At 69.4% G+C, this 16,382-nt stretch carries 15 protein-coding genes; 14 read left to right on the forward strand and 1 reads right to left on the reverse strand.

The features are described 5' to 3' along the window. The first annotated feature begins 70 nt into the window (after nt 1–70). The 13 genes from pyrR (at nt 71) to P0W64_RS01585 (ending at nt 15,036) form a co-directional block, all read left to right on the forward strand. Nucleotides 71–658 (forward strand): bifunctional pyr operon transcriptional regulator/uracil phosphoribosyltransferase PyrR, encoded by a 588-nt coding sequence (gene pyrR / locus P0W64_RS01525; RefSeq protein ID WP_275478292.1) that lies wholly within the window; start codon nt 71–73, stop codon nt 656–658. Next, the gene (locus P0W64_RS01530) at nt 655–1,596 is read left to right on the forward strand and encodes an aspartate carbamoyltransferase catalytic subunit (RefSeq protein ID WP_275478293.1); all 942 of its coding nucleotides are present in this window, start codon (nt 655–657) and stop codon (nt 1,594–1,596) included. The genes pyrR and P0W64_RS01530 overlap by 4 nt, the downstream gene beginning before the upstream one ends. Beyond that, the gene (locus P0W64_RS01535) at nt 1,596–2,888 is read left to right on the forward strand and encodes a dihydroorotase (protein ID WP_275478294.1); all 1,293 of its coding nucleotides are present in this window, start codon (nt 1,596–1,598) and stop codon (nt 2,886–2,888) included. Before P0W64_RS01530 ends, P0W64_RS01535 begins: the two co-directional genes overlap by 1 nt. Further along, nucleotides 2,885–3,379: a transporter gene (locus tag P0W64_RS01540; protein ID WP_275478295.1), complete on the forward strand. Its 495-nt coding sequence runs from the start codon at nt 2,885–2,887 to the stop codon at nt 3,377–3,379. The genes P0W64_RS01535 and P0W64_RS01540 overlap by 4 nt, the downstream gene beginning before the upstream one ends. Continuing rightward, nucleotides 3,376–4,554 (forward strand): glutamine-hydrolyzing carbamoyl-phosphate synthase small subunit, encoded by a 1,179-nt coding sequence (gene carA, locus P0W64_RS01545; RefSeq protein WP_275478296.1) that lies wholly within the window; start codon nt 3,376–3,378, stop codon nt 4,552–4,554. Before P0W64_RS01540 ends, carA begins: the two co-directional genes overlap by 4 nt. Next, nucleotides 4,554–7,916 (forward strand): carbamoyl-phosphate synthase large subunit, encoded by a 3,363-nt coding sequence (gene carB, locus P0W64_RS01550; protein ID WP_275478297.1) that lies wholly within the window; start codon nt 4,554–4,556, stop codon nt 7,914–7,916. Before carA ends, carB begins: the two co-directional genes overlap by 1 nt. Then, nucleotides 7,913–8,734, forward strand: coding sequence for an orotidine-5'-phosphate decarboxylase (gene pyrF / locus P0W64_RS01555; protein WP_275478298.1), 822 nt, complete (start codon nt 7,913–7,915; stop codon nt 8,732–8,734). The genes carB and pyrF overlap by 4 nt, the downstream gene beginning before the upstream one ends. Nucleotides 8,735–9,148: 414 nt before the next feature. Beyond that, the gene (mihF, locus tag P0W64_RS01560) at nt 9,149–9,463 is read left to right on the forward strand and encodes an integration host factor, actinobacterial type (protein ID WP_275478299.1); all 315 of its coding nucleotides are present in this window, start codon (nt 9,149–9,151) and stop codon (nt 9,461–9,463) included. Between the two features lie 7 nt (nt 9,464–9,470). Further along, nucleotides 9,471–10,073 carry a guanylate kinase gene (gene gmk, locus P0W64_RS01565; RefSeq protein ID WP_275478300.1) on the forward strand — a complete coding sequence of 201 codons (603 nt, stop codon included), beginning with the start codon at nt 9,471–9,473 and terminating at the stop codon, nt 10,071–10,073. A 56-nt stretch (nt 10,074–10,129) separates the two neighbouring features. Further along, entirely contained in the window at nt 10,130–10,432 is a 303-nt protein-coding gene (gene rpoZ, locus P0W64_RS01570; protein WP_275478301.1) for a DNA-directed RNA polymerase subunit omega, read from the forward strand. Nucleotides 10,433–10,442: 10 nt separating this feature from the next. Continuing rightward, a complete protein-coding gene (gene coaBC / locus P0W64_RS01575) occupies nt 10,443–11,708 on the forward strand; it encodes a bifunctional phosphopantothenoylcysteine decarboxylase/phosphopantothenate--cysteine ligase CoaBC (protein ID WP_275478302.1) in 1,266 nt (421 codons plus the stop codon). Nucleotides 11,709–11,761: 53 nt separating this feature from the next. Beyond that, entirely contained in the window at nt 11,762–12,982 is a 1,221-nt protein-coding gene (gene metK, locus P0W64_RS01580) for a methionine adenosyltransferase (protein ID WP_275478303.1), read from the forward strand. 8 nt (nt 12,983–12,990) lie between these two features. Continuing rightward, nucleotides 12,991–15,036 carry a primosomal protein N' gene (locus P0W64_RS01585; RefSeq protein ID WP_275478304.1) on the forward strand — a complete coding sequence of 682 codons (2,046 nt, stop codon included), beginning with the start codon at nt 12,991–12,993 and terminating at the stop codon, nt 15,034–15,036. Between the two features lie 101 nt (nt 15,037–15,137). On the opposite strand, the gene P0W64_RS01590 is transcribed toward P0W64_RS01585, so the two are convergent. Next, nucleotides 15,138–15,683: a hypothetical protein gene (locus tag P0W64_RS01590; protein WP_275478305.1), complete on the reverse strand. Its 546-nt coding sequence runs from the start codon at nt 15,681–15,683 to the stop codon at nt 15,138–15,140. A gap of 81 nt (nt 15,684–15,764) precedes the next feature. Between P0W64_RS01590 and P0W64_RS01595 the strand changes: the two genes are divergently transcribed. Next, on the forward strand, nt 15,765–16,373 hold the full coding sequence (locus tag P0W64_RS01595; RefSeq protein ID WP_275478306.1) for a TetR/AcrR family transcriptional regulator: 609 nt from the start codon (nt 15,765–15,767) through the stop codon (nt 16,371–16,373). The last annotated feature ends 9 nt before the right edge of the window (nt 16,374–16,382 follow it).

Raw genomic sequence — 16,382 nt, forward strand, 5'->3', positions numbered from 1 at the left:
AGGCCGAACGTACTGGTAGGCTTCCGGCTGCATCAAGACATCCTTTGGAACCGTCCGGTGAGGCGGAGAGTTGCCGTCCGGTGAGGCGGAGAAGGAGGTCCATATGGCTCGAGAGCTGATGTCCGCGGCCGATGTGTCGCGGACGGTGGCGCGCATAGCGCATCAGGTCATCGAGAAGACGGCCCTGGACACGGCGGACGGCGCACGTGTCGTCGTATTCGGCATCCCCACGCGCGGTGCGGTGCTCGCGAACCGGCTGGCCGCCGACATCAAGGAGTTCACCGGCGTCGATGTGCCGGTCGGCACCCTCGACATCACGCTCTATCGCGACGACCTGCGGCATAAGCCGCACCGTCCGCTCGAACGGACCACCGTCCCGGAGGCGGGGGTCGACGACGCGCTGGTCATCCTCGTCGACGACGTCCTCTACTCGGGACGCACGGTGCGCGCTGCGCTCGACTCGCTGCGCGACATCGGCCGTCCGGCGGTCGTGCAGCTGGCGGTCCTGGTCGACCGGGGCCATCGGCAGCTGCCGATCCGAGCCGACTACGTCGGCAAGAACATCCCCACCTCCCGGCATGAGGACGTTCGGGTGAAGCTGATCGAGAAGGACGGCGAGGACGCTGTGATCATCGAGCCCACCGGGGGTGACCAGTGAAGCACCTGCTTTCGACCGCGGGGCTCGGGGCCGACGACGCCGTCGCCATCCTGGACGAGGCCGACCGGTTGCAGCAGGCGCTTCTCGGCCGTGAGGTCAAGAAGCTGCCGACGCTGCGCGGCCGTACCGTGATGACGGTCTTCTACGAGAACTCGACCCGCACGCGCGTGTCCTTCGAGGTGGCCGGAAAGTGGATGAGCGCCGACGTGATCAATGTTTCGGCGTCGTCCAGCTCGGTCGCCAAGGGGGAGTCTCTGCGGGACACCGCGCTCACCCTCCACGCGGCCGGCGCGGACGCGCTCATCGTGCGACATCCGGCTTCGGGTGCGGCCCAGCAGATCGCGGAGTGGACCAACCCGGCGGGAGGCCCGCCGGGCCCCGCGGTGGTGAACGCCGGCGACGGTATGCACGAGCACCCCACCCAGGCGCTACTCGACGCGCTGACCCTTCGCCAGCGGCTAGGCGGGATCGCCGGTCGTCGCGTGGTACTGGTCGGCGACATCCTGCACAGCCGTGTCGCGCGGTCGAACGCGCATCTACTCGCGACGCTCGGCGCCGAGGTCGTGTTGGTCGCGCCGCGCACACTGCTCCCGGTCGGCGTCGAGACGTGGCCTGTGACGGTGTCGGACTCGCTCGACGCCGAGCTGCCCGGCGCCGACGCGGTGATGATGCTGCGCGTGCAGGCCGAGCGCATGAACGGCGGCTTCTTCCCGAGTGAGCGCGAGTACTCGGTGCGGTTCGGGCTGAACGACAGGCGCGCATCCCTGCTGCCCGAGCACGCGGTGGTGCTGCATCCCGGCCCGATGCTGCGGGGAATGGAGATCGGCTTCTCGGTGCCCGATTCGTCGCAGGCGGCGGTGCTGCAGCAGGTCAACAACGGTGTGCACGTGCGGATGGCCGTGCTGTTCCATCTTCTGGCCAAGGACGGGGAGGCGTAATGCTGCTGCGAGACGTACTGCTGTACGGCGAGGGCGAACCCGTCGACGTGCGTATCGAGGGCGGGATCATCGCGGAGATCGGCGCGGGGCTCGCGGACGCCGGCCACGATGTGATCGACGGCGGCGGGCGGGTGCTGCTGCCCGGCTTCGTCGACCTGCATACGCATCTGCGCGAGCCCGGCCGCGAGGACACCGAGACCATCGAGACCGGATCCGCCGCGGCCGCGGTCGGTGGATACACGGCGGTCTTCGCCATGGCCAACACCCAGCCCGTCGCCGACAGCGCGGTCGTCACCGACCACGTGTACCGGCGGGGCCAGGAGATCGGTCTGGTCGACGTACACCCCGTCGGTGCGGTCACCGTCGGGCTGAAGGGTGAGAAGCTCGCCGAGATGGGGATGATGTCGAGCGGCGAGGGCCGCGTGAAGATCTTCTCCGATGATGGTGTGTGCGTCTCGGATCCGTTGCTCATGCGCCGGGCGCTCGAGTATGCGGCGTCGCTCGGCGTGCTTGTTGCACAGCACGCTGAGGAGCCCAGGCTCACGAAGGGGGCGGTAGCCCACGAGGGCCCGACTGCGGCTCGCCTGGGGCTGAGCGGGTGGCCCCGCGCCGCCGAGGAGGCCATCGTCGCTCGTGACGCGTTGTTGGCCCGCGATGCCGGGGCGCGTGTGCACATCTGTCACGCGTCGACGGCCGGCACCGTTGAGCTTCTGAAATGGGCGCGTGGGCAGGGGATCTCGATCACGGCCGAAGTGACCCCGCACCACCTGCTGCTGGACGACTCGCGCCTCGAGACGTATGACGCGGTGAACAAGGTGAACCCGCCGCTTCGTGAGGCCTCCGATGTCGCGGCCCTGCGCACCGCGCTCGTCGAGGGGGTCATCGACTGTGTCGCAACCGATCACGCGCCACACGCGGCGCAGGACAAATGCTGTGAGTTCGCGGCCGCCCGGCCCGGGATGCTCGGCCTGGAGACCGCGCTCGCGATCGTCGCGCGGATCCTCGTCGAGCCGGGGGACCTGACGTGGCGTGACGTCGCGCGGGTGATGAGTGAGCGGCCCGCCGAGATCGCCGGTCTCGACGACCAGGGGCGGCCGCTGGCCTTGGGGGAGCCCGCCAACCTGGTGCTGGTCGATCCAGACCTGCCCTGGACGGTGCGGGCCGACGATCTGGCCAGCATCTCCCGCAACACCCCGTTCGCCGAGATGGACTTCGGGGCGAAGCCGGTACTGACCGTCCTGCGCGGCCGCGTGACCGCACGGGACGGTGCCGCCCGCAGGGATGAGCTGTGAGCGCCAGCGATATCGCGACTTTCGCGATCGTGTTGCTGGTGCTGTGCGGGCTCTTCGCTCTGATGTGGCGAGGCTGGCACGCGCGCGGGCGGCGGCAGGCCGACGCGATCGGAGACGTCCCGACGGCGCCGGACCCGCTACCGGAGATCGAGGTCGGGCCATGCGGCGGCGTGTACGTGGGCTCCACGATCGCGCCGCACTGGCAGGACCGGGTCGCGGTGGGGGACTGGGGATTCCGGGCGACGGTGAATCTCAGCCGATACACCGGGGGCTTTCTCATGGAGCGCGCCCGCGGTAATCCCATGTGGATCGCGGACGCCGCCCTCGTCGAGATGCGCCGCGCGAGCAAGCTGGCCGGGAAGGTGATGCCCGGCGGAGGACTGCTGGTGTTGCGGTGGGAGCTGCCCACCGGGACCGTCGTCGACACCGGGTTCCGGGCGGACGACAAGGCTGATTACGACAGATTGATGAACGTGAAGGGCAACCGATGAGCGCACCACTGATGAACCCCGGGCAGGGGCCGGACGGCCCCGCCCTCCTGGTCCTGGAGGACGGCACCGTCCACCGGGGCGCCGCATTCGGCGCCGTCGGTCAGACGCTCGGCGAGGCGGTGTTCTGCACCGCTATGACCGGCTACCAGGAGACGCTGACCGACCCGTCGTACGACCGACAGATCGTGGTCGCCACCGCGCCGCAGATCGGCAACACCGGCTGGAACGACGCGGACGACGAGTCCCGCGCCGGGGCGGGCGGCGGCGGACGGATCTGGGTGGCCGGTTACGCAGTCCGCAACCCCACGCGCCGCGTCAGCTCGTGGCGCGCGACGCGATCCCTACAGGACGAGCTGGACGCGCAGGACGTGGTCGGCATCGCCGGGATCGATACCCGCACCGTCGTGCGCCACCTACGCAATCACGGCTCGATGCGTGCCGGGGTGTTCTCGGGCGATGCGCTCGCACCCGACGCCGAGCTGCTCGAACGGGTGCGCTCGCAGCCGGAGATGGCCGGCCGCAACTTGATCGGCGAGGTGTCGACGCCGGACGCCTACACGATCGAGCCCGTCACGCCGAGCGGGACCCAGCCCCGATTCACCGTCGTCGCCGTGGACCTGGGGATCAAGACCAACACGCCGCGTATGTTCGCGCGCCGCGGGATGCGTGTGCACGTCGTGCCCTCGACGGTCGGCATCGACGAGGTGAAGTCGCTGAACCCGGACGGTTTCTTCCTCTCCAACGGTCCGGGCGACCCCGCCACCGCCGACGCGGAGGTTGCGCTCACCCGCGAGGTGCTGGAAGCGGGCCTGCCCCTGTTCGGCATCTGTCTCGGAAACCAGTTGCTGGGCCGGGCACTCGGACTCGGCACCTACAAGATGAAGTTCGGCCACCGCGGCATCAACATCCCGGTCGTCGAGCACAGCACTGGGCGCATCTCGATCACCGCGCAGAACCACGGCTTCGCGCTCGAGGGTGAGCGCGGGCAGGAGTTCGACACGCCGTTCGGGCGCGGCCGCGTCAGCCACGTGTGCGCCAACGACGGCACCGTCGAGGGCGTGGAACTCCTAGACGGCCGTGCGTTCTCGGTGCAGTACCACCCGGAGGCCGCGGCCGGTCCGCACGACGCCGCCTACCTCTTCGACCGCTTCGCAGAAGTCATGGGAGACAAGTAATGCCACGCCGCACAGACATCGAGCACGTCCTGGTGATCGGCTCCGGCCCGATCGTCATCGGCCAGGCGTGCGAGTTCGACTACTCCGGTACCCAGGCGTGCCGCGTGCTGCGTGCCGAGGGATTGCGCGTCTCGCTGGTCAACTCCAACCCGGCCACGATCATGACCGACCCCGAGTTCGCGGACGCGACGTACGTCGAGCCGATCACTCCCGAATTCATCGAGAAGGTGATCGTCGCGGAGCGGGACAAGGGGTTCCCGATCGACGCGGTCCTCGCGACGCTCGGCGGTCAGACGGCGCTCAACGCGGCGGTCGGACTGCACGAGCGGGGAATCCTCGAGAAGTACGGGATCCGCCTCATCGGCGCCGATTTCGATGCAATCCAGCGCGGCGAGGACCGGCAGAAGTTCAAGGACATCGTCGAGAAGATCGGCGGCGAGTCCGCACGATCCAAGGTGTGCTACACGCTCGACGAGTGCAGGGCGACGGTGGCCGAGCTCGGCTACCCGGTCGTGGTGCGGCCGTCGTTCACGATGGGCGGCCTGGGCTCCGGGATGGCGTATGACGAGGCCGATCTCGAGCGCATCGCGGGCGCGGGACTAGCGGCGTCGCCGACGGCGAACGTCCTCATCGAGGAGTCGATCCTCGGGTGGAAGGAGTACGAGCTCGAGCTCATGCGCGACGGTAGCGACAACGTGGTCGTCGTCTGCTCGATCGAGAACGTCGACCCGGTCGGTGTGCACACGGGCGACTCGATCACGGTGGCGCCCGCCATGACCCTCACGGACCGTGAGTACCAGGTGATGCGCGATCAGTCGATCGCGATCCTGCGCGAGGTGGGTGTCGACACGGGCGGCTGCAACATCCAGTTCGCCCTGAATCCCGCCGACGGCCGGCTGGTCACCATCGAGATGAACCCTCGGGTGTCCCGCAGCTCGGCGTTGGCTTCGAAGGCGACCGGTTTCCCGATCGCCAAGATCGCGGCGAAGCTCGCGGTCGGCTACACGCTCGACGAGATCCTCAACGACATCACGGGGGAGACCCCGGCCTGCTTCGAGCCGACCCTCGACTACGTCGTCGTCAAGGCGCCCCGGTTCGCGTTCGAGAAGTTCCCGGGCGCCGACGACACGCTGACCACCACCATGAAGTCGGTCGGTGAGGCGATGTCGCTCGGCCGCAGCTTCGCCGAGGCGCTGGGCAAGGTGTTGCGGTCGCTCGAGACCAAGCGGCACGGCTTCTGGACCGGCCCGCCGGTCGAGGGGACGCTGGAGGAGCTGCTCGAGGCGATCAAGACGCCCAAGGACGGCCGGATCTACCAGATCGAGCGTGCCTTCCAGCTGGGCGCGTCGGTCGCCGACGTCTACGCCGCCACTGCGATCGACCCGTGGTTCCTCGAGGAGATCAAGGCGATCAGCGACCTGGGGCGCACGATCGCCGGGGCCGCGGATCTCGACGCGGACGCGGTCCGTGTGGCGAAGACGATGGGGGTGTCCGACCTGCAGATCGCCTCGCTCCGCGCCGGGAGCGGGACGAACGGCTGGGACGGTGGAGCGCCGAGGCCCTTGTCTACTGAGAGCGCGGTACGAGACTTCCGGCACAGCAACGGGATCCGTCCCGTCTTCAAGACCGTCGACACCTGCGCTGCGGAGTTCGAGGCGAAGACGCCGTACCACTACTCGGCGTACGAGTTGGATCCCACGACGGAGTCCGAGGTGGCGTCACAGCCGGATCGCCCCAAGGTGCTCATCCTCGGCTCGGGACCCAACCGAATCGGCCAGGGCATCGAGTTCGACTACTCGTGCGTGCACGCGGCGCTGTCGCTGTCCGAGGCGGGATACGAGACGGTCATGGTCAACTGCAACCCCGAGACGGTGTCAACGGACTACGACACCGCGGACCGGCTGTACTTCGAGCCGCTGACGTTCGAGGACGTCCTCGAGGTGTACCACTCGGAGGCGCAGTCGGGCACTGTGGCCGGCATCGTCGTGACGCTGGGCGGACAGACGCCGCTGGGTCTCGCGGCGCGGCTGAAGGACGCCGGGCTGCCTATCGTCGGCACCTCGCCCGAGGCGATCGACCTCGCCGAGGACCGCGGCGAGTTCGGTCGCGTGCTCACCGAGGCGGGACTGCCCGCACCGAAGTTCGGCACCGCGACCACCTTCGGCGGCGCGCGCGACGTCGCGGCGTCCATCGGCTATCCCGTGCTGGTGCGGCCGTCGTATGTGCTCGGCGGCCGCGGCATGGAGATCGTGTACGACGAGGCTGCGTTGCGCGACTACATCTCCCGGGCCACCGAACTCACGCCGGAGCATCCCGTTCTGGTCGACAGGTTCCTCGAGGACGCCGTCGAGATCGACGTGGACGCCCTGGTCGACGCCACCGGCGAGGTATACGTCGGCGGCGTCATGGAGCATATCGAGGAGGCCGGCATCCACTCCGGAGACTCGGCATGCTCCCTGCCGCCGATCACGTTGGGGCGTGCGGACATCGACGCCGTACGCCGCTCCACCGCCGCGCTTGCGAAGGGCATCGGCGTGCACGGCCTGCTCAATGTGCAGTACGCGCTCAAGGACGACATCCTCTATGTGCTCGAGGCCAACCCGCGCGCATCGCGCACGGTTCCGTTCGTGTCCAAGGCCACCTCGGTGTCGCTGGCCAAGGCGTGCGCACGGGTCATGCTCGGCGCCACCATCGCCGAGCTCCGCGAGGAGGGCATCCTGCCCGAGGAGGGCGACGGCTCCGACCTGCCGCTGACGGCGCCGGTGTCCGTGAAGGAGGCGGTGCTGCCCTTCAATCGGTTCCGCCGCGTGGACGGCACCGGGGTCGACACCGTACTGTCGCCCGAGATGAAGTCCACCGGCGAGGTGATGGGCGTGGACGCCGACTTCGGCACTGCGTACGCCAAATCGCAGACGGCGGTGAGCGGTTCGTTGCCCTCATCGGGGAACGTGTTCGTGTCCGTGGCGAACAAGGACAAGCGCTCCCTCATATTCCCGGTGAAGCGTCTGGCGGACCTGGGATTCAAGATACTTGCGACCGAGGGGACGGCGGATGTGTTGCGCCGCAACGGGATCGATGCAGAACGGGTGCATAAACACTCAGACGTCATACCGGAGGGCGAGGTCTCCATCGTGCAGCGGATCAAGGACGGCGACGTGGGCCTGATCATCAACACGCCCTACGGCAACGCCGGACCACGCGTGGACGGCTACGAGATCCGCACCGCGGCCGTTCAGGCATCGGTGCCGTGTGTGACGACAGTGCAGGGCGCTTCCGCCGCCGTACAGGGCATCGAGGCGGCTCTGCGCGGCGACGTCGGGGTGCGCAGCCTGCAGGACATGCACGCTGCGCTGCGCGCATGAACGCGGCGGCGGGGGTGGCACCGGACGGCTTCGGGGTGCGGCTGCGCGCAGCGATCGCCGAGCGCGGGCGGCTGTGCATCGGCATCGATCCGCACCCGCCGCTACTCGAGGCGTGGGGTCTGACCGACGATGCCGTGGGCGCGGCGCGGTTCGGTCTGTTGTGTGCCGAGGCGTTCGCTTCGGAGGTCTCGGTGGTCAAGCCCCAGGTCGCCTTCTACGAGCAGTACGGCGCGGCCGGAATCGATGCGCTGGAGGAGGTGATCGCCGCGTGCCGGAGCCGGGGTGCGCTCGTGATCGCGGATGCGAAGCGCGGTGACATCGGCTCGACGATGACCGGCTACGCGCGGGCCTGGTTGGGTGACGGCCCCCTGGGTGCCGACGCCGTGACGCTGTCGCCGTACCTCGGTTACGGGGCGCTCGCCCCGGCGATCGACGCCGCGCGCGCCGCCGGGCGCGGCGTGTTCGTGCTTGCACGCACTTCCAATCCGGAGGGCAAGCAGGTGCAGGAGGGCGGTGTGGCCCAGGCGATCGTCGACGATGCCCGCGCCGACAACGCGGACGGCACCGCGACCGTGGGTCTGGTGGTGGGCGCGACCCGCGGCCACGGACTCGACCTCGGGAGCCTGGGCGGGCCGGTGCTCGCGCCGGGCCTAGGCGCCCAGGGAGCGACGGCGGAGGATCTACCGCGCATCTTCGGCGGAGTGGAGTTGCTTCTGCCCAGTACGTCCCGCGACGTCCTGCGCGAGGGTCCGGCTCTCCCGGCTCTCCGTGCCGCCGCCCGCCGCGAGCGTGACGCGGTCGAGCGCGCGCTGGCCTGACGCCCCGCCCGCCGCTCCGTGGGCGTCCGCGCTGCTGCGGGGGTGCAGGTGGCCGCGCGGCCGCGTGCTGCAGACCCTCACGCGTGGGTCGAGGGTCTGTGACCTGCGGGTATCGACCGCGCGACACGCGGGTGTGCCCGATTTTCTTGCCGATCACTCCCGTTTCTCCCGTCACACCGGAGTGGAAGTCGATCGACTCGCGAAGTACCTTCGAAATACGTTGTCACACTGCGATTTACGCTTTCATGTTGCAGCGTCGGCCGGTACGGGACGCCGACGCCCGGCGAGCGCTACCGCATGTTCCTTCGCAGGTCGCAGCGGGGGTGGGGTTTCGTCCCGGCCGTGGTCGTGGGTACCGTTCTGATTCGCCGCCCAACGCGGCGAACATCTGATGATGATCGATACGGAGGAATCGTGGCCCTTCCCCAGTTGACCGATGAGCAGCGTGCTGCTGCTCTGGAGAAGGCGGCTGCCGCTCGCCGTGCGCGTGCCGAGCTGAAGAACAAGCTCAAGACGGGTGCCACCCACCTGCAGCAGGTGCTCAAGGATGCCGAGACCGATGAGGTCCTCGGCAAGATGAAGGTCTCGGCGCTGCTCGAGGCTCTGCCGAAGGTGGGCAAGGTCAAGGCCCAGGAGATCATGAACGAGCTCGAGATCGCCCCGACCCGTCGGGTCCGCGGTCTCGGCGAGCGCCAGCGTAAGGCGCTGCTCGAGAAGTTCTCCGCCTGACGTACGCGTGGCGCAGCCTATTACCGCCGACGCGGTTACGAGGGGTCGACTGGTAGTCCTGGTCGGCCCCTCGGCCGTCGGTAAGTCCTCCGTCGTCGCGCGCCTGCGCGACGAGGTGCCCGACCTGTTCTTCTCCGTGTCCGCGACTACGCGGGACCCGCGTCCCGGCGAGGTCGACGGACGGGACTACCACTTCGTCGGCGACGCCGGCTTCGACCGCCTGATCGCCGACGGTGACCTGCTCGAGTGGGCTGAGATCCACGGCGGCCTCCAGCGCTCGGGCACGCCCGCAAGGCCTGTCTACGACGCGCTGGCGAACGGGAGGCCGGTCCTCGTCGAGGTCGACCTGGCCGGAGCCGCGAGCGTCAAGAAGGCGCTGCCGGAGGCCGTCACGGTGTTCCTCAGCCCGCCCACCTGGGAGGAGTTGGAACGTAGGCTCCGCGCCCGGGGCACCGAGAGCGAGGATGTGATCGCTCGCCGGCTCGGAACCGCCCGGGCCGAGATGGCCACCAAGGACGAGTACGACGTGGTCGTCGTCAACGACGATTTGGACGCCGCAGTCGCGCGCTTGGTATCCTTGCTGGTCGGCGTAGAATCGCCCAAGATATAAGACCGAAGTACCGGTCCCTGCGTGGGCCCGGGACGATCGACGAACGATGGAGACGCGTGAGCACCCCCACCCCAGCACCGATCGATGCCACCGAGACCGCGGCTCCGCAGTACGACCAGCCGCTGGGCATCACCAACCCGCCGATCGATGAGCTGCTTGCGCGCACGTCGTCGAAGTACGCGCTGGTGATCTACGCGGCCAAGCGTGCGCGGCAGATCAACGACTACTACAACAGCCTCTCCGAGGGCGTGCTCGAGTACGTCGGGCCCTTGGTCGAGCCCGGCCTGCACGAGAAGCCGCTGTCGATCGCGATGCGCGAGATCCACTCCGACCTCTTGGAGCACACCGAGGGCGAGTGACGTCTGCCGTATGAGCGATCCGGACCACAAGAGCGCCTCGAAGAGGGTCGTCGTCGGCGTGGGTGGCGGCATCGCCGCCTACAAGGCCCCCGCCGTCGTCCGCCACTTCACGGAACGCGGGCACTCGGTCCGTGTGATCCCTACGGCCGCGGCCCTCGAGTTCGTCGGCGCGGCCACGTTCGAGGCGCTCTCCGGCAACCCTGTCTCGACGTCCGTCTTCGACGCGATCCCGGAGGTTCCGCACGTCAAGCTGGGGCAGGAGGCGGACCTCGTCGTCGTCGCCCCGGCCACCGCGGACCTCATGGCGCGGGCAGCGCAGGGGAGGGCCGACGACCTGCTGACGGGGACACTCCTCACCGCGCGCTGCCCGGTGCTGTTCGTACCGGCCATGCACACGGAGATGTGGGAGCATCCGGCGACTCGTGCCAACGTCGACACCCTGCGTGCCTATGGAGCGACAGTGCTCGAGCCGGCGCGTGGGCGGCTCACGGGCAAGGACACAGGCGCCGGCCGCCTGGCCGAGCCCGACGAGATCGGCGCGTTCGGTGACCTGCTCCTGGACCGTGCCGAGTCGCTGCCACGAGATCTCGAGGGCCGTCGTGTAGTCGTCTCCGCGGGCGGGACCCGTGAGGCCCTTGACCCGGTGCGCTACCTGACCAATCGCAGCTCCGGTAAGCAGGGCTACGCACTCGCCAGGGTCGCCGCGCAGCGCGGCGCGAACGTAACCCTGGTAGCCGGCAACACCGTCGGGCTGCCGGACCCGGCCGCCGTCGACGTCGTGCGTATCTCGTCGGCCCTCGATCTCCAGGCCGCCATGGCCGAGCACAGCCGCGACGCCGACCTCGTGATCATGGCCGCTGCCGTAGCCGACTACCGTCCCGCGGAGGCTGCCGCCACCAAGCTCAAGAAGGGCGGTGCGAGTGAGGCGCTGGAAACGATCACGATGATCGAGAACCCCGACGTGCTCGCAGGCCTCGTGGCCACGCGCGCCGAGGGCGCCCTGCCCGGGCGCTCCGTCATCGTCGGGTTCGCCGCGGAGACCGGCGACGCGAACGGTACGGTACTCGAGTACGGTCGGGTCAAGTTGAAGCGGAAGGGCTGCGACCTGCTTGTTCTCAACGCCGTCGGGGATGGGCGAGCGTTCGAGGTGGACGACAACGCGGGTTGGCTGCTCGGCACGGACGGCTCGGAGCGCACACTCGCGCTCGGCTCGAAGAACGTGATGGCGAGTCACATACTGGATGCTGCCGTCGCGCAGATGTCCGATCTTAACTAGGGTGGGTGGCGCCCGATCGAGGCGCCGCCGAACGAATGCGAAAGGTTCTACCTGTGGTCGATTCTGCAAAGTCGGGACACCGCCTGTTCACCAGTGAGTCGGTGACGGAGGGGCACCCCGACAAGATCTGTGACGCGATCTCCGATTCGGTTCTCGACGCTCTGCTGTCCCAGGATCCCGGTTCGCGTGTGGCGGTCGAGACGCTGGTGACGACCGGGCAGGTGCACGTCGTCGGTGAGGTGACTACCGAGGCGTACGCCGATATCCCGAAGATCGTGCGGGACAAGGTGCTCGAGATCGGTTACGACAGCTCCGCGAAGGGCTTCGACGGTAACTCGTGCGGTGTGAACGTCGCTATCGGTGCGCAGAGCCCGGAGATCGCGCAGGGCGTCGACCGCGCGTACGAGCACCGTGTCGACGGCGCGGACGACGAGATCGATGCGCAGGGTGCGGGCGATCAGGGCCTGATGTTCGGATATGCGTGCAGTGACACCCCGGAGCTGATGCCGCTGCCGATCTCGCTGGCGCATCGTCTGTCGCGACGTCTGACGGAGGTCCGCAAGAACGGCACGCTGCCGTACCTGCGTCCGGACGGTAAGACGCAGGTGACGATCGAGTACGCGGGTGAGCAGCCGGTCCGGCTGGACACCGTGGTGATCTCGAGCCAGCACGCCGCGGATATCGATATCGACGGCATGTTGGCGCCGGATCTGCGGCGGCACGTGCTGGAGTCGGTGCTCGGCGACCTCGGTGTCGAGTCGCTGGACACCTCCGACGTGCGGCTGCTGGTGAATCCGACGGGCAAGTTCGTGCTGGGCGGTCCGATGGGCGATGCGGGCCTGACGGGTCGCAAGATCATCGTCGACACCTACGGCGGTATGGCCCGTCACGGTGGTGGTGCGTTCTCGGGTAAGGATCCGTCGAAGGTGGACCGCAGCGCGGCGTACGCGATGCGTTGGGTAGCGAAGAACGCTGTCGCCGCGGGCCTTGCGGAGCGGATCGAGGTGCAGGTCGCCTACGCGATCGGCAAGGCGGCGCCGGTGGGCTTGTTCGTGGAGACGTTCGGGACGGAGAACATCGACCCGGCCAAGATCCAGGCGGCTATCGCGTCGACGTTCGACCTGCGGCCCCGCGCGATCATCCGCGACCTGAACCTGCTGCGCCCGATCTATGCGGCCACCGCCGCGTACGGCCACTTCGGCCGCACCGACATCGAGCTGCCCTGGGAGCAGACCGACCGCGTCGACGCCCTGCGCGCGGCCGCGGGTATCTAGTCCCGCCCGTGTCGGAGGCCGAGGGGCCTCCCGAGGTCACCTCCGCGGCACCCGCGCTACCCGTAGCGCGGGTGTTGCCGCTGCTGCAGGTGAGCCATCTGGACCGGGAGTTCGACTACCTGGTCCCGCCCGAGCTCGATGGGGATGCGCAGCCCGGCGTCCGCGTCCGTATCAGGTTCTCGGGGCGGTTGGTGGACGGCTTCGTCCTGGAACGCCTCGCGCGGTCCGAGCACGACGGCAAGCTCGCGCGTCTGGACCGCGTCGTGTCCCCGTTGCGGGTGCTGACCCACGAGACCCTGGAGCTCGTGACCGAGGTGGCGACTCGGTACGCGGGGACCCGGGCCGACGTGCTGCGCCTCGCGATCCCACCCAGGCATGCGCGCGTCGAGAAGGACGCCCTCGCGAAGCTCGCCGGCGGGGTGCCCGCCCTCGCGCCGGTCGAGCAGCCGCCTGGTGTGCTGGAGGACTACGTGTACGGCCCCCAGTTCGCGGCCGCCGTCGCCGACGGGCGTGCGCCCCGCGCTGCATGGCAGGCACTGCCCGGCGAGGACTGGGCGGCCAGGCTCGCGGAGCTCGCTGCCGTCGCGCTCTCGACCGGGCGCCGCGCGCTGCTGGTCGTGCCCGACCAGGCCGACGTGGACCGTCTCGCCGAGGCGTGCCGCGACCTGCCGGAGGTCGTAGTGCTCGCCGCGGGCCTGGGCCCATCGGCGCGGTACCGCCGCTGGGTCGCGGCTCTGACGGGCACGGCGCGCGTCGTCGTCGGAACCCGCAGTGCGGCCTTCGCGCCCCTGCCGGACCTCGGTCTCGTGGCCGTGTGGGACGACGGTGACGATTCCCTCGCCGAGCCTCGTGCGCCCTACCCGCATACGCGGGAGGTGCTGGCGCTGAGGGCATTCCAGTGCAAGTGCGCGTTCGTGATCGGGGGATTCGCGCGTACCCCGGAGTCGCAGGCACTGGTCGCCTCCGGTTGGGCCGGCGACATCGTCGCCGCCCGCGACCGAGTGCGCGCGGTGTCGCCGCGCATCGTCGGGGTGGCCGACTCGGACATCGAGCTCGCCCGGGACCCGCTCGCGCGGAGCGCGCGCCTGCCCGGATCGGCGTTCGCCGCCGCACGGTCCGCCCTCGACGGCGACCGTCCCGTGCTGGTGCAGGTGCCCCGCCGAGGGTATGCGCCGGCCCTGTCCTGCACTCGATGCCGGACGCCTGCGCGCTGCAGGCACTGCAACGGGCCCCTGCAGGCCACATCGGGCACAGCTGCAGCATCGGTCGGGCCCGCTCGCTCCGCTCCCGGCGCCCTGACGTGCAAGTGGTGCGCCCGGGTCGACAACGGGTATCGATGTCCAGCGTGCGGTGGCACCACGGTGCGCGCGGTGATCGTGGGTGCCGCGCGGACTGCGGAGGAGTTGGGGCGTGCGTTTCCCGGCGTGCCCGTGTCGATGTCGGGCGGAGAACACGTCCTGAGCGAGGTCGGTCCGGGGCGCCGGCTGGTCGTGGCGACCCCGGGCGCGGAACCCGTGGCCGAGGGCGCGTACGGGGCGGCGTTGCTGCTCGACGGATGGCTGCTGCTGGGCCGGGCGGACCTGCGCGCTGGTGAGGAGACGGTGCGGCGCTGGCTCGCCGCGGCTGCGCTCGTCGGGCCGGACGGCACCGTGGTCATAGGTGCGGACGCCGGTATACGGGAGGTGCAGGCCGTGATCCGTTGGGACCCGGTCGGTTATGCGGTGGGTGAGCTGGAGGAGCGTGCGGCCGTGGGCTTTCCACCCGCCACGCATCTGGCCGCGCTCGACGGCGACGCGGCGGATATCGCCGCGGTCGCCGAGCTCGCGGATCTCCCCGACGGCGCCGAGGTGCTCGGCCCCGTCGACCTCCCGCCGGGCGTGCGACTCCCGGGAGGCGCTGACGAGGCGTCCCCGCCGCAACGATTGCTCGTACGCGTCGCGCGGCGGGACGGCCGCTCGCTCGCACGTGCCCTGTTCGTCGCGCAGGTGAGCCGCAGCGTTCGGCGAGTGGGGGAGCCCGTGCGGATTCAGATCGATCCGTTGCGGATCGGGTGATGTTGTTCCGTTGCGGATCGGGTGATGTTGTTCCGTTGCGGATCGGGTGATGTTGTTCCGTTGCGGATCGGGTGATGTTGTTCCGTTGCGGATCGGGTAGCTCAGCGCGGCCGCTGTGTGACGCGGCGTTCGTTGCTGGAGTCCAGCAACCGCAGGCCGTCTTCGACCTCCTTCGTGACATCGGTCGGGGCGTCGGACCACCACGTCGCCGAGTGCACCGGGAGCCCGCGCGGCCGATACCGATCCATGATCACGACGTGGTAGGGGAGTGAGACGAAGGCCCCGAGGGCCGCCTCGTCGGTCCAGACCGAGAGTGAGCCGACCTCGATACTGCGACGACCAGGTCGGATGTAGGTTGCGACACCTACCGCGCCATCGAGACGGATCAGCTGATCCGCGAGGCGGATACCCGCGAGCCAGATACCGGGTAGGTCCCGGGTGTGCTTCGGGGTGAAGCGGGTGAGGCTCGTCAGGAACGGCCCCGCATGATCCGATGCGGGACCGGCCCGCCACTGGGAGACGAGAACGAGGTCGTCCGACGGTCGCGTCCCGCGGTGTCTGAGACTTCGGCGGAGGGCTCCCGGCAGGGCGCGGGCCTCGTCGAGGACGAGGGTCGGTGTAGCAGTGGGGGTCTGATGGGTCGTCACGGAGGTCCTCCTTCGGCTGTGCTGCCCACTCTCCGCGTTCGCCCCCGCAAGCCGCAACGAGGAATGTAACCTACCTGGGGTATGTCAGAGATTTCGCGAAGGGACGAGAACGCGGCGGCGACGCGCGCCGCGATCGTGGCCGGTGCTATCAGGCTGTTCTCGGAGGACGGCTATGCGCGGGCGTCTATGGACCGGATTGCAGCATCCGCCCGCGTCACGAAAGGTGCTGCATATCATTACTTCCCGGCCAAGCGGGAGCTGTTCCTCGCGGCGCTCGAGGCGGTTGACGAGCGCACGATGACTGCGATAGCGGAGGCGACCGCTTCCGCACGGAGCCCATGGGATGCAGTGGAGCGGGGGCTCGACGCGTTCCTCGACCGCTGCCTCGACGTCGATTATCAACGAATCTGCTTTCGCGACGGGCCGGGCGCCCTCGGTTTCGTCCCGTGGTGGGAGCATGCCGAGTCCCATGTCCACGGTGTGTTGACGGATGTCATCGGGGCGCTGCGGACCGATGAGTCGATCGCGGTAGCGGACACCACCGCGACCGCCACCGCGTTGTACGGCTCGCTGACCGCGGCCGCCCTGGCTATCACCCGCTCGGCGGACCCGCGACAGACGCGGGATGCGATGGGCCGGACCATCCTGGCGTTGCTGCACGGCCTGCGACCGGCCCATGCGGGCGCGTAGCGTGCGGGT

The organism is Tsukamurella sp. 8F, assembly GCF_029167375.1.
In the GTDB taxonomy this organism is placed as follows: Bacteria; Actinomycetota; Actinomycetes; order Mycobacteriales; family Mycobacteriaceae; genus Tsukamurella.